The organism is Flavobacterium terrae (assembly GCF_900142035.1).
Taxonomy (GTDB): Bacteria; Bacteroidota; Bacteroidia; order Flavobacteriales; family Flavobacteriaceae; genus Flavobacterium; species Flavobacterium terrae.
In genome coordinates, this window is sequence record NZ_FQZI01000003.1 from 137,199 (window position 1) to 150,699 (window position 13,501).

At 30.4% G+C, this 13,501-nt stretch carries 12 protein-coding genes; 2 read left to right on the forward strand and 10 right to left on the reverse strand.

The features are described from left to right. The 8 genes from hisA to BUC09_RS08660 form a co-directional block, all read right to left on the reverse strand. Complete coding sequence (gene hisA / locus BUC09_RS08625; RefSeq protein WP_073310640.1) at positions 1-729, reverse strand: 1-(5-phosphoribosyl)-5-[(5-phosphoribosylamino)methylideneamino]imidazole-4-carboxamide isomerase; 729 nt, start codon at positions 727-729, stop codon at positions 1-3. 5 nt (positions 730-734) lie between these two features. After that, positions 735-1,316, reverse strand: a complete 582-nt coding sequence (gene hisH / locus BUC09_RS08630) for an imidazole glycerol phosphate synthase subunit HisH (RefSeq protein WP_073310641.1) — start codon at positions 1,314-1,316, stop codon at positions 735-737. Continuing rightward, on the reverse strand, positions 1,316-2,452 hold the full coding sequence (hisB, locus tag BUC09_RS08635) for a bifunctional histidinol-phosphatase/imidazoleglycerol-phosphate dehydratase HisB (RefSeq protein WP_073310644.1): 1,137 nt from the start codon (positions 2,450-2,452) through the stop codon (positions 1,316-1,318). The genes hisH and hisB overlap by 1 nt, the downstream gene beginning before the upstream one ends. Beyond that, positions 2,445-3,488 carry a histidinol-phosphate transaminase gene (gene hisC / locus BUC09_RS08640; protein WP_073310646.1) on the reverse strand — a complete coding sequence of 348 codons (1,044 nt, stop codon included), beginning with the start codon at positions 3,486-3,488 and terminating at the stop codon, positions 2,445-2,447. The genes hisB and hisC overlap by 8 nt, the downstream gene beginning before the upstream one ends. Continuing rightward, entirely contained in the window at positions 3,478-4,770 is a 1,293-nt protein-coding gene (hisD, locus tag BUC09_RS08645) for a histidinol dehydrogenase (protein WP_073310648.1), read from the reverse strand. Before hisD ends, hisC begins: the two co-directional genes overlap by 11 nt. A 6-nt stretch (positions 4,771-4,776) precedes the next feature. After that, the gene (gene hisG / locus BUC09_RS08650) at positions 4,777-5,634 is read right to left on the reverse strand and encodes an ATP phosphoribosyltransferase (protein ID WP_073310649.1); all 858 of its coding nucleotides are present in this window, start codon (positions 5,632-5,634) and stop codon (positions 4,777-4,779) included. Between the two features lie 227 nt (positions 5,635-5,861). Beyond that, the gene (locus BUC09_RS08655) at positions 5,862-6,572 is read right to left on the reverse strand and encodes a VIT1/CCC1 transporter family protein (RefSeq protein ID WP_073310651.1); all 711 of its coding nucleotides are present in this window, start codon (positions 6,570-6,572) and stop codon (positions 5,862-5,864) included. 2 nt (positions 6,573-6,574) lie between these two features. After that, the gene (locus BUC09_RS08660) at positions 6,575-7,063 is read right to left on the reverse strand and encodes a hypothetical protein (protein ID WP_073310653.1); all 489 of its coding nucleotides are present in this window, start codon (positions 7,061-7,063) and stop codon (positions 6,575-6,577) included. Between the two features lie 111 nt (positions 7,064-7,174). Here BUC09_RS08660 and BUC09_RS08665 point away from each other — a divergent pair, with 111 nt between their 5' ends. Further along, positions 7,175-9,271 carry an alkaline phosphatase family protein gene (locus BUC09_RS08665; RefSeq protein ID WP_073311309.1) on the forward strand — a complete coding sequence of 699 codons (2,097 nt, stop codon included), beginning with the start codon at positions 7,175-7,177 and terminating at the stop codon, positions 9,269-9,271. Here BUC09_RS08665 and BUC09_RS08670 read toward each other — a convergent pair. Together BUC09_RS08670 and fabG are read right to left on the reverse strand one after the other, a co-directional pair. Continuing rightward, positions 9,266-11,293, reverse strand: coding sequence for a hypothetical protein (locus BUC09_RS08670; protein WP_073310655.1), 2,028 nt, complete (start codon positions 11,291-11,293; stop codon positions 9,266-9,268). The genes BUC09_RS08665 and BUC09_RS08670 overlap by 6 nt on opposite strands. A gap of 73 nt (positions 11,294-11,366) precedes the next feature. After that, positions 11,367-12,113 carry a 3-oxoacyl-[acyl-carrier-protein] reductase gene (gene fabG / locus BUC09_RS08675; protein WP_073310657.1) on the reverse strand — a complete coding sequence of 249 codons (747 nt, stop codon included), beginning with the start codon at positions 12,111-12,113 and terminating at the stop codon, positions 11,367-11,369. A gap of 122 nt (positions 12,114-12,235) precedes the next feature. Between fabG and BUC09_RS08680 the strand changes: the two genes are divergently transcribed. Then, positions 12,236-13,435 carry a cytochrome-c peroxidase gene (locus BUC09_RS08680; RefSeq protein ID WP_073310659.1) on the forward strand — a complete coding sequence of 400 codons (1,200 nt, stop codon included), beginning with the start codon at positions 12,236-12,238 and terminating at the stop codon, positions 13,433-13,435. Positions 13,436-13,501 lie beyond the last annotated feature (66 nt).

The following is a 13,501-nucleotide window of genomic DNA, read 5'->3' on the forward strand; positions in this document are numbered from 1 at the left end:
TTAATTGGTTTTTAAAATGAATTGTTCTAATTCTCTTAAACTGATTCTTCCTTCGTAAATAGCTTTTCCAATAATGGTTGCTTCACATCCTAATTCTGCCAATTGTGGTAATTCCTCAAATTTAGAAATTCCTCCTGAAGCAATCAATTTGATATTTTCGCATTCAGCCAAAATCTTTTTGTATAAATCAAAACTTGGCCCCTGTAACATTCCGTCTTTAGCAATATCAGTGCTAATTACATATTCAATGCCTTTAGCCTGATAGGATTGAATAAATGGAATAGCTTCATTTTCACTTTCTTCTAACCAACCCGAAACCGCAATTTTTTCATTTTTGATATCTGCACCCAAAATGATTTTTTCAGCACCATATTTTTGAATCCAATCCTGAAAAACTTCAGGATTTTTGACAGCAATACTTCCACCTGTAATTTGGTTTGCACCACATTCAAAGGCAATTCGCAAATCATCATCCGATTTTAAGCCTCCGCCAAAATCAATTTTTAGATTCGTTTTTGAAGCGATTTGTTCCAAAACTTTATGATTGATAATTTTGCTGGATTTTGCACCGTCTAAATCTACTAAATGCAAATACTCAATTCCGTGATCTTGAAATGCTAATGCAACTTCCAATGGATTTTCGTTGTAAATTTTCTTGGTATCGTAATCACCTTTTGATAAACGAACACATTTTCCTTCAATGATGTCTATGGCTGGTAATATTCTCATTTTAATTATAGATTTAAAAAGTTCTTTAAAATTTGTTCTCCTACATTTCCGCTTTTTTCAGGGTGAAATTGTACTCCATAGAAATTATCTTTTTGAATAGCTGTAGCATATTCGATACCATAATTTGTAGTTGCTATTGAGTATGCATTAAGTGGTGCATAATAACTGTGAACTAAATACATAAATTCATTTTCACTAATACCATCAAATAATTGTGATTTTAAATTATAAATGTTATTCCAGCCCATTTGCGGAACTTTAACTTGATTAGAAAAACGTTTGATTTCTAGATCAAAAACGCCAATACCATTTGCATTTCCTTCTTCTGATGATTTACACAATAACTGCATTCCCAAACAAATTCCTAAAATAGGTTGTTTCAATTGAAGTATTACTTTAACTAAATCTTTATCATGTAGCATTTTTATTGCACTACTCGCTTCTCCTACGCCAGGAAAAATAACTTTATCAGCATTTTTGATTTCTTCAGCATCAGAAGTTACTTTTCCGGTAAATCCAATTCTTTCTAAAGCAAAAAGCACACTTTGTACATTTCCTGCTCCATAATCTATAATTGCAATATTCATTATAACATTCCTTTAGTTGAAGGTAAAATCATTTTTTCTACATCTCTTTTTACAGCCATTTTGATCGCTTTTGCGAATGCTTTGAAAATGGCTTCAATTTTATGATGTTCATTAGTGCCTTCGGCTTTAACATTCAAATTACATTTGGCTCCATCTGTAAATGACTTGAAGAAGTGAAAAAACATTTCTGTTGGCATTTCACCAATCTTTTCACGTTTAAAGTCAGCTTCCCAAACCAACCAGTTTCTTCCTCCAAAGTCTATAGCTACTTGAGCCAAACAATCATCCATTGGTAATTTAAAACCATAACGTTCAATGCCTAGTTTAGTTCCTAAGGCTTGATTGAAAACTTCACCTAAAGCAATGGCTGTATCTTCAATCGTATGGTGTTCATCTACTTCTAAATCACCATTAACTTTAATTTCCAAATCCATTTGTCCGTGGCGTGCAATTTGGTCCAACATATGATCAAAAAAGGCTAAACCAGTTTTAATGTTACTTTTACCAGTTCCATCAAGATTTAAATTGATTTGAATATCCGTTTCATTTGTTTTTCTTGTAGTAGAAGCAGTTCTGTTTTCTAATTTTAAAAACTCATAAATTTTTTCCCAATCGTTAGTTTCTAGAGCAATGTAAGGTTGCAATTCCTCTTGTTTAACAGAAATTTCACCAGTACCTAAATTGGTATTATCTTGAATGAAAATCCCTTTAGAACCTAGATTCTTTGCTAATTCAACATCAGTCAAACGATCTCCAATGACAAATGATTTTTCTAAATCATAATCTGATGTAAAATAATCTGTTAATAATCCAGTTCCAGGTTTGCGTGTATTTGCATTTTCGTAAGGAAAAGTTCTGTCAATAAATACTTTATCAAATACAACCCCTTCATTTTCGTAGGTTTTCATTATGAAATTGTGCACTGGCCAAAAAGTTTCTTCTGGGAATGAAATTGTACCTAAACCGTCTTGATTAGTAATCATAACCAATTCATAATCCAATTCTTTAGCGATTTTGCTTAGAAACGGAATGCACTTTGGGTAAAATATCATTTTTTCAAAAGCATCGATTTGCTCATCCACAGTTTCTTTAATAATGGTTCCGTCACGATCTATAAATAAGACTTTTTTAGGCATCAGGTAATAATTTAAGTGTGTTTAGTAATTTGTTGTTTTCTTCTGGTGTTCCAATAGTAATTCTAAGACAGTTATCACATAACGGCTGATTACTTCTATTTCGAACTACAATTCCTTCTTTAACTAATTGATTATATCTAAGCTCTGCATTATCAACTCTTATCAATATAAAGTTAGCATCGGATTCATAAATCTTATTAATAAATTTAACCTCAAGTAATTGTTTAAGTAAGTATTCTTTAAACTCTTTTATTAAAGCAATTTCATTTTTAAATACATCAAGTTTAGCCAATCTTTCAATAGCTTTTGATTGTGTTAGTAGATTGATGTTATAAGGAGGCTTTATTTTATTCAAAATAGCTATTATTTCTTTAGAACCATAAATAATTCCTAAACGAATACCAGCCATACCATAAGCTTTAGAAAGCGTTTGTGTAATAACTAAGTTAGGATAATCATTTAATTCTTCTAACCAACTTTCTTTATCTGAAAAATCGATATATGCTTCATCTATAACTACTAAACCATTAAAGTTTTTTAATAAAGTTACAATACTTTCATCTGAAAAAGAATTGCCTGTTGGATTGTTTGGAGAACATAAAAATATGATTTTCGTCCTTTCACTAACAGATTTCATGATTTTCTCAATATCTGGCTGAAAATCATCTTTAAGAATGATTTCCCTATTTTCAATGGCATTTAAATTGGCCAAAACACCATACATTCCATACGTTGGTGGCAAAGTGATGACATTATCCTGATTAGGTTCACAAAATGCTCTAAACAACAAATCCAGTACTTCATCACTTCCGTTTCCTAATAAAATTTGATTTTCAGAAATCTTATTTATTTTAGAAAGTATTGCTTTGACCGATTTTTGTTGTGGGTCAGGATAACGATTCACCCCATTCTCATAAGGATTTTCGTTAGCATCAAGAAAAACCATTTCTTTTTCAAAATCTTCAAATTCATCTCTGGCTGATGAATACGGTTTCATTGTCTTGATATTACTTCTAATTAAATTTTCAATTTTCATTTTCTAACGCTTTTAATCTGATTGACACCGCATTTTTGTGAGCTTGTAATCCTTCGGCTTCAGCCATAATTTCAATTGTTTTTCCTAAATTTCGTAAGCCATCCTTGCTAATTCTTTGAAAAGTAATTGATTTTAAAAAGCTATCTAAACTTACGCCACTGTAATTTTTTGCATAACCATTGGTAGGCAAAGTGTGATTTGTTCCCGATGCATAATCTCCTGCACTTTCTGGAGTATAATTCCCTATGAAAACAGAACCTGCGTTACTAATGTTTTCAATAAAATATTCTTCGTATTTACTACAAACAATAAAGTGCTCTGGAGCATATTCATTTATAAAATCAATTGCTTCCGTTTTGTCTTTAACTAAAATTAATTTAGAATTTTCGATAGCTTTCGATGCTATGTTTTGTCTTGGTAATTGCTTTAATTGCGATTCAACTTCTTCTTTTACTGATTTTAAAATGGACTTAGAGGTGGTTACCAAAATTACTTGACTATCAGAGCCATGTTCTGCCTGACTCAATAAATCAGAAGCAACAAAAGATGGAATAGCAGTTTCATCTGCAAAAACTAAAAGTTCGCTTGGTCCTGCTGGCATATCTATAGCTACACCATATTGCGTTGCGACTTGTTTTGCCACAGTAACAAATTGATTTCCTGGACCAAAAATTTTAGAAACTTTAGGTATGGTATCAGTTCCAAATGTTAGTCCGGCAATTGCTTGAATTCCGCCAACTTTTAAGATTTTAGTAACACCACATAATTGAGCAGTATAAAGGATTGCAGGATTAATTTTGCCGTTTTTATCTGGCGGTGAACATAAAACAATTTCTTTGCAACCAGCAATTTGAGCAGGTATAGCTAACATCAAAACCGTTGAAAATAAAGGAGCTGTTCCTCCAGGAATGTATAATCCTACTTTTTCGATAGGACGTTTTTCCATCCAACAATTTACACCATTTGTTGTTTCTACTTCAATTTTTGATCGCTTTTGAAGCATGTGGAATTTGGTAATATTTGCCTTTGCGTTTGCAATTGCTTCTTTAAGTTCGGGGGTAATTATTTGTATCGCTTGTTTAATTTCTTCTTCAGAAACCAAAATATCATTAATCAAAACCCCATCAAATAGTGATGTATATTTCTTTAGAGCGTTTTCTCCTTTTTGTTGCACTTCTTTAAAAATCCCTTTTACAGTTTCTTCAATATCAGCGAAACTTTGAGTTGGCCTTTGTGTTAAAATTTGCCAATCCGATTTTTGTGGATAAATATATTTTTTCATAATTTTTTAAATTACCATTTTTTCAATTGGACAAACTAAAATATCCTCTGCACCAGCTTCTTTAAGCTTATCTATAACATCCCAAAATTGTTCTTCATCAATAACCGATTGAACACTGCACCATCCAACTTGATCTAATGGAACAATTGTAGGACTTTTTAAAACTGGCAATATTTGGCTTACTTCTTTAATTTTTTCATTAGGCACATTCATTAAAATATACTTCGCTTTACGAGCTCTTAGGACCGCTTGAATTCTGAATTTTAATTTATCAAGTAACACTTTCTTATCATCAGTGATTTTTGGAGAAACTGCTAAAACGGCTTCACTTTTCATAATCACAGCAACCTCTTTTAAATTATTTTTAAAAAGAGTACTTCCGGTAGAAACAATATCAACTATAGCATCAGCTAATCCAATATTTGGAGCAATTTCAACCGAACCTGAAATTTGGTGTAAATCCACTTTTATCAATTGACTTTTAAAAAATTGAAGTGTTGTATTTGGGTAAGATGTTGCAATTCTAGCTTTTTTCAAATCATTCATTGATTTAAACTCAAATGATTTAGGAACTGCAACTGAAACACGACATTTTGAAAATCCAAGTTTCTCCACAATTTTAATATTTCCACCTTTTTCTACTAAAATATTATCTCCTACAATGGCAATATCTACAACTCCATCAATTAGGTATTGAGGAATGTCAGAATTGCGGAGAAACAATACATCAAGCGGAAAATTTGAAGCAGAAGCTTTAAGTTGGTCATTTCCGTTATCAACAGAAATTCCACAATCTTTTAGAATTTTAAGACTATCTTCATTAAGACGTCCAGATTTTTGAATGGCAATTTTTAAAATACTCATTTTGTTTAGAATTTATGAGTATACCAGCGAAGCTTTTAAAAAGAAAAAACCCGTTTGATATACTCAAACGGGTTAATAGTTTATATGATCTTACACAATATCATTACTACCTCGCTTGAGCGTGGGAATAATGATGATGATGTAATTGATTTAAAAACATGATTTCTACGTATTGTTTTGCAAATGTATGGAGTTTATTTTTTAAAAAACAAATCTTTTTGAAAAATTTATGAAATGTTTACCCCAAAAAGATGCCCAACTAAAGCTGTTAACCCCATAGCAATTGTGCCCCAGAAAGTGATTCTAGTTATGGCTTTTAGTATTCGTGAACCACCTGTTTTTGCAGCTATTGCTCCCAATATTGCTAAGAATAAAATAGCTAATCCATAAAGAGAATATTCCATGTTTTTTATAGGAAAAAACAATGTTACCAAAAAGGGTAAGATCCCCCCAAAAATAAAGGCAGCTCCAGAAGCTAATGCAGCTTGTAAAGGATTTGCTTGAGAAATTTCATTTAAGCCTAACTCGTCGCGAACGTGAGTCCCTAAAGCATCAAATTCAGTAAGTTCTTTTGCAACTTGTAAAGCAGTATCTTTTTTTAAACCTCGTTTTTCATAGATTTGAGCTAAGATTTGTAATTCGACTTCAGGCATTTCTTCCAACTCTCTTTTTTCTCTCTCAATATCAGATTTTTCGACATCGGTTTGCGAACTTACAGAAACATATTCACCAGCTGCCATTGATAAAGCTCCTGCTACTAATCCAGCTAAAGTTGCTAAAACAATAGCTTCTCTAGTATCACTCGCTGCCGCAACACCAATAGCAATACTTGATATGGACAAAATCCCATCATTTGCGCCTAAAACAGCTGCTCTTAACCAATTACTACGGTGTATGTAATGTGAATCAAGGTAATTATCAAAATTTACATTTGCCATATTTAATCTTCATTTTCTTCTTTTGAAATATTATTTGGGATGCCATTTCCATTATTTTCTCGAATTTCAGTATGGCGAATTTCACCACCTGAAGTACCCACAGGTTTCGCTAAAACAGCACCAACAATACTAATTATAAAAATTAAGTAAGACAATAATAATGCTTTATTGTGTTTTTTTGTATTAGCAAAAAGACCAAAAAAAGATACTAATCCAAGTAGGTACATGACTTTCATAAATCCCTCAGCCAACTCTTCGTGATTATGTATTACATTTCTAGAAATGCCTAAATTTTCGACAACATCTTCAGCTTTATCACCAGTAAACATTGACACTTTTCCCATTATCATACAAAAAACAAAAATTACATATGCAATATTGATGATTTGTGGATTCTTTTTTAAAATTCCAAAAGCCAAAATTGCTATCCCGAAAAATAAACCAATAATAGGAAAATGGTTTACTACCATATGTAAGTGAGCATCATTCATATATCTCTTTTTTAATTATCTCAAATGTAAGCATTTGGCTTAAATTTTTAACGTGACTTTTGGCACATAATAATCCGATTCTTTTTTATAAATTCGATGAAAATTTCATTTATGCATTTTTTTAAAAAATACTCCCCATTTTTACAATTACTTAAATTGTATGTAGCAGTTAGTTTTATACTTAGAATAGTGTTATTATTTCACCCTATAACAACTGCAAATTTTAGTTGGCAAGAAATCATTAAAATATTTATAAGTGGTTTAGCATCAGACATACTAATTTTTATTATTGGAAGTGGAATATTATGGTTGTATTTATTGTTTCTTTCCAATTCGAAATATGATAAACCATGGGGTTATATTATTTTTGGCTCATTAGTATCTTTATTAGTATATATCTCTTTTTTTAATACTATTTTGAATGAATATGGTGGAGCTTTACCTGAAATAGGAATTAGTTTTATTGCTTTAAAAACTATATTATTTGGATTACTATTATTTTTTCCTAAATATCGAAGTAAAATTAGATTAGTATTATTTTCAATAGCTATTTTCATATTTGTTTTAGTTATTGTACAAAATGCTTTAAGTGAGTTTTTCTTTTGGAATGAATTTGGAGTTCGTTATAATTTTATTGCTGTTGATTATTTGGTTTATACTAATGAAGTGATTAAGAATATAATGGAATCATATCCTGTTATACCTTTATTTACAGGTGTTGGATTAATAACTGGCTTCATAACTTATTTAATAGTAAAACAATCTAATCCTTTTTTAGAAAATTTGCCTTCTTTTTCAGATAAAATCAAAGGATTTAGCATTTATCTAGTTTTGTTCTTTTCAGCATTATTTCTTACCCCTATTTTGGCTAAACAGGAAACTTCTGCTAATGTATTTAGTAATGAATTACAAGCTAATGGTATGTATAGGTTTTATCTAGCTTTTATGAATAGTGAATTAGATTATGATAAATTTTACAAGACCATGCCTGAAAAAGAGGCTTTTGCTTTGTTAAAAGTTCAAATTCCTGAAATAAAAGATTTATCTACTATTAGAGAAATTAAATCAGACAAACCAGAAGTACATAAAAATGTTGTTTTGATTACTATTGAAAGTTTAAGCGCTGAATTTATGAAGTGTTATGGTAACGATAGAAACATTACACCTTTTTTAGATAGTCTAGCAACAAAAAGCACAATGTTTACCAACTTATATGCAGTAGGTAACAGAACAATTAGAGGACTAGAAGCGGTTACATTATGTCTTCCTCCTTCTCCTGGTGAAAGTATTGTAAAACGTAAGGATAATAAAAATAAATTTTCAACTGGTAGCATATTCAAAGAAAAAGGTTATCAAGTAAAATATCTTTATGGAGGTGATGCTTATTTTGATAACATGGAAGATTTTTTTAGTGGAAATGGTTATGATATTGTTGACAAAAAAACTATGAAACCAGAAGAAATAACTTTTTCTAATGTTTGGGGAGTATGTGATGAGGATATGGCAAAAAAAGCCATCAAAGTAATGAACCAAGAATCAAAAACTGGTAAACCATTTTTCAATCACTGGATGACGGTTAGCAACCATAGACCTTTTACCTACCCTTCCGGCAAAATTGATATACCAAATGATGTCAAATCTCGTGATGGAGGAGTAAAATATACAGATTATGCTTTGAAACAATTTTTCAATATGGCAAAAAAACAATCTTGGTACAACAATACTGTATTTGTTATTTTAGCTGATCACTGTGCTTCAAGTGCTGGAAAAACAGAATTACCTATAGATAAATATCATATTCCTGCAATGATTTTTGATCCAAATACTTCTGGAAAAATTAACCCTGTTTTAATGTCTCAAATTGACATAATGCCAACTCTTTTTGGGATGTTAAATTTTGATTATAAAAGTAAATTCTATGGTCAAGATGTAAATGCTCCTTATTTTGAACAAAGAGCTTTAATTGCAACTTACCAAGACTTAGGACTTATCGAACAGAATAAGTTAACTATTATTTCTCCAAAACAAAAAGCAAAACAATTTGACTTAATTCCTCAAAAAAATGAAACCAATTCACAATTTAGTCTTATATATGAGGAAAAACCAGTTAAAAAAATTGATAAAATTTTAGTTGAAGAGGCTATAGCTTTTTATCAGACAGCTTCAATTCAATTAAAGCATAAAAAATATCAAAAAGAAAAATTATAATAGACCATTATATTTTCTTGTAAACCATTCACTAGCAAGAAGTATAGCAAGTAATACAAGTCCCCATATCCAATCAATTAATGGGGATTTTTTTATGACTTCTTTCTGTATAGGTTTGTAGTTTTCTGTTTCCCCCAGAAATTTGACTAAATCATTTATTTGATTTACAAAATATGCTTTTCCTTGTGTATTACTTGCTAGTTGAAGTAAACGATTCTTATCTGCGTTAACAAATTGTTTTTCAGCATCAAAATGAACAATATGAAAACTTCCCGTATACTGAGATCCTGACTGGTTTTCTTTTACAATAAAACTATAATTTCCAGATGATAAACCGTCAAGTGTAACCGAATAATCATTAGATCCTTTTACAAAATCGTAAACTCTAGTAGTATTATCTTCTTTATTTTTAAGTTGAATAGTCAATTGAGCATTTTCATCAAATTCATAATTCTTATTAAAGTATTGAGCCGAAATGGTTACATTCTCTCCAGAATTGTAGAAATTTTCATGATTGACTACTAAGTTTTTCTTTTTTGCATTTGCAGCTAAATATTGAATTATTTTATCAAAAAATACATCAAATTTTTCAAATGATTTTTCTCTCAAGTGAGTTTCCATTCTCCATGTCCATATATTCTCTCCAAATAAATAGGCATTTCTATTGACTCCAAACTCTGTGAATGCTAATAACGGATTTTCAGTTTTTACGGTTCTAATTCTAGAGTATAATAATGTATTCACATTATTTTTGGGAGTAATTGAACCAAAAGGATTTTCAAGAGGAGGAAATTGTTCAAAACCAAAATCATCTATGGCAAAAGAATTAAAATTTGCATTAAAATCGGCAGAATAATCTTCTTTTTGAGCTGACATTTTAAAATCAAAATGATTTTGATATTGTCTTAAAAAATTAAAATCCGTATTCAAGCCTGTAATAATCAAACTGTTAGTTTTAAGATTTTTATTTTGGCTAAAAACAGATTTAAATTCTGATGTTGGTTGATAAAAAATCAATACATTATAATCAGATAAGTTCTTGATTTCATTTGTTTTAACTAAAGCTACTTTACGTTGTGCATTAGATTCTATAGCTCTTTTAATAGCGCCTAAATCAGGGTGAATAATATTTGAAATTAACGCAACTTCTGTGCGTTGATCAATAATTTCAACGGCAAAGTTTTTTACATTATTGAATTTATTTTTCTCATTTTCAGCTGATGAAAGAACTGCTTTGTAGGTATGAACCCCAACTTTGTCTGCATTCAATAAAATAGAAATAACTTCAGACTTTTTATTAGAAGAAAAAGAAACATTTTGTTTATAAACAGAAGTATTTCCTGATTGAATATTTAAAATTGCATTAACAGGTTTAGAACCTGTGTAATTCAAAAAAACTTCAACTGGAAATTTATTTTTTAAAAAAGCATATTTATTTGCATTGAGTTGACTTATTTTTAAATCTAAGTGTTCTATCGTATCACCAAGAACAATAGGATATACATTTGCATTTTGCTGAATATTAAACACATAATCACTTCCTTGTGTTTGATTTCCATCGGTCAATAATACAACCGGATGATTTTGAGTACGGTAGAGTTGTTTTAAATTCTCAAATACCTTAAAAATATTAGATTGCTTACCTTTAAAATCAACCTGTCTATCAGAATTAAACTCTTCATCAAAAGAGTAAAGTTGAATTTGGTATTTTTCTTGAAGCTTTGGATTTTCAGCTAAAATCTTAGATAATTCAGTTGCATTTTTATCTTGATTTAAAAAAGCTATTGATTCAGAATTATCAACAACAATAGGCAAAGGCGTTTTTTGCGTTTCGTAAGTTTTTCTAGATATTATCGGATTAATTAATAACAATAAAACCAAAAATATTGAAGCAAAACGCAAAAAAGCCAATAACAAATACATATACGATTTGTTATTGGCTTTATATAAATATTGATAAAATGCAATTCCAGCAGATACAATTAAAGCTAATAGTAAGAGTAAAATTGTGTTTATCGACATTTTTTAGTGATTAGTGATAAGTCAAGAGTGAGTGGTTAAACCAAATACTATTCACTTTTCAGTATTTATCTTTTTAAGTCAACATACCTCCGTCAACATTCATTACTTGACCAGTAACATAGGCACTCATGTCTGATCCTAAAAACACACATGCATTAGCAACATCTTCTGGAGTACCACCTCTTCTTAGAGGAATAGAATCTCTCCAACCTTGAACAACATCATCATTTAATTTTGCAGTCATTTCAGTTTCAATAAAACCAGGAGCAATAGCATTACAACGAATATTTCTTGAACCTAATTCTAAAGCAACAGATTTTGTAAACCCAATTACCCCAGCTTTCGATGCTGCATAATTAGTTTGTCCTGCATTACCTTTTACACCAACAACAGAACTCATATTAATGATAGATCCTGCACGATTTTTAAGCATGATTTTCTGAACTGCTTTTGTCATATTGAAAACCGATTTAAGATTTACATTGATAACTTGATCAAAATCTTCTTCGGAAATACGCATTAACAGATTATCTTTAGTAATTCCTGCATTATTTATTAAGATATCAACAGTGCCAAATGTTGCAATAACATCATCAACTAATTTTTGTGCTTCATTAAAATCAGCTGCATTCGATTGATATCCTTTTGCTTTTACTCCTAAAGCAATTAATTCATTTTCTAACTCTTGAGCTGCAGAAGCAGACGAACTATACGTAAAAGCTACATTTGCACCTTGTTGTGCAAATACAACAGCAATACCTCTTCCAATACCACGACTAGCACCAGTAATAATTGCTGTTTTTCCTTCTAATAATTTCATATCTAAAGATTAATATTTTAAAGTAGCCAAATATATCACTATTTTAAAACAAAAAAAATTGATTTGTTAATTAAACCTTTTGAAATAAGTAATGTCATAGTATTAACATTAAACCAAACCACATGAAAGCATTACTCAAAAGACTATCCTTTATCATTTTAGCATTTATTATTTTATCGTGTTCAAATAGTAATGAAAGTGATTATCAATCAATTCCTACTGAAGAGTTCCCTAATGTTAATGCTACTTTTGGAACTAAACTAGATTTGGCAAATCTTTACAATTATGCTAATCAAACAATACCAAATTACATTACAAAAAATAATTCAGGATCAAATCTTATAACAGACAAAGGAGCCACATTAGGAAGAGTATTGTTTTATGACAAAAATCTTTCTTCAAATAACACAATCTCTTGTGCTAGTTGTCATCAACAATCCAATGCTTTTAGTGATTCTAATGATGTAAGTAATGGTGTAAATGGAACTACTGATAGACACTCTATGCGCTTAGTTAATAATAGATTTGCTTTAGAATCTAAATTTTTCTGGGATAAAAGAGCGGCCTCTCTTGAAATACAAACAACACAACCCATACAAAATCATATCGAAATGGGGTTTAGTGGAACAAATGGAGATCAAAATTTTACAGCACTAATTTCAAAATTAAATGGCATATCATACTATAAAGAGTTATTTAAATTTGCTTACGGATCTGAAGAAATAACCCAAAGTAAAATTCAATTAGCATTAGCGCAATTCGTAAAAAGCATTCAATCATTTGATTCTAAATATGATATAGGCAGAGCTCAAGTGGTAACAGATAATCAACCTTTTCCAAATTTTACGCAACAGGAAAACAGTGGTAAGAACTTATTTATAACTCCCCCAGTATTTGACTCAACAGGAAATAGAACTAGTGGAGGTTTAGGGTGTGCAGGATGTCATAAAGCTCCTGAATTTGATATTGATCCAAACTCTAGAAACAATGGCATTATAGGAACAGTTTCAGGTACTGGAATTGACATATCTATAACCAGAGTACCTTCACTTAGAGATTTAGTAAAACAAGATGGTACGTTAAATGGCAATATGATGCATACTGCTGTTATTACTAGTCTACAAGCAGCAATTGGACATTATGGAACAATTAATATCGCACCTGGAAACACAAATTTAGACCCTAGATTGACCCCTAACGGTTTTGGACAACAACTCCATTTAACAGCAACCGAAGTAAATGCTGTGATAGCTTTTTTAAAAACACTTTCAGGATCAAATGTGTATGTAGATCCTAAATGGTCTACACCATTTCCTAATTAATACTCAGCTATGAATGTTTTTTGTTGAAAAATACTTTTAAAAAGTATATAACTTTTTTCATACTCC

Excerpts from the sequence above, each read along its gene's own strand:
- hisD (WP_073310648.1), bottom strand. The coding sequence starts at position 4,770 with ATGAAAAAATATATTTATCCACAAAAATCGGATTGGCAAATTTTAACA.
- hisB (WP_073310644.1), bottom strand. The coding sequence starts at position 2,452 with ATGCCTAAAAAAGTCTTATTTATAGATCGTGACGGAACCATTATTAAA.
- BUC09_RS08680 (WP_073310659.1), top strand. The coding sequence starts at position 12,236 with ATGAAAGCATTACTCAAAAGACTATCCTTTATCATTTTAGCATTTATT.
- hisG (WP_073310649.1), bottom strand. The coding sequence starts at position 5,634 with ATGAGTATTTTAAAAATTGCCATTCAAAAATCTGGACGTCTTAATGAA.
- BUC09_RS08660 (WP_073310653.1), bottom strand. The coding sequence starts at position 7,063 with ATGAATGATGCTCACTTACATATGGTAGTAAACCATTTTCCTATTATT.
- BUC09_RS08670 (WP_073310655.1), bottom strand. The coding sequence starts at position 11,293 with ATGTCGATAAACACAATTTTACTCTTACTATTAGCTTTAATTGTATCT.
- fabG (WP_073310657.1), bottom strand. The coding sequence starts at position 12,113 with ATGAAATTATTAGAAGGAAAAACAGCAATTATTACTGGTGCTAGTCGT.
- hisH (WP_073310641.1), bottom strand. The coding sequence starts at position 1,316 with ATGAATATTGCAATTATAGATTATGGAGCAGGAAATGTACAAAGTGTG.
- hisC (WP_073310646.1), bottom strand. The coding sequence starts at position 3,488 with ATGAAAATTGAAAATTTAATTAGAAGTAATATCAAGACAATGAAACCG.
- BUC09_RS08665 (WP_073311309.1), top strand. The coding sequence starts at position 7,175 with ATGCATTTTTTTAAAAAATACTCCCCATTTTTACAATTACTTAAATTG.
- hisA (WP_073310640.1), bottom strand. The coding sequence starts at position 729 with ATGAGAATATTACCAGCCATAGACATCATTGAAGGAAAATGTGTTCGT.
- BUC09_RS08655 (WP_073310651.1), bottom strand. The coding sequence starts at position 6,572 with ATGGCAAATGTAAATTTTGATAATTACCTTGATTCACATTACATACAC.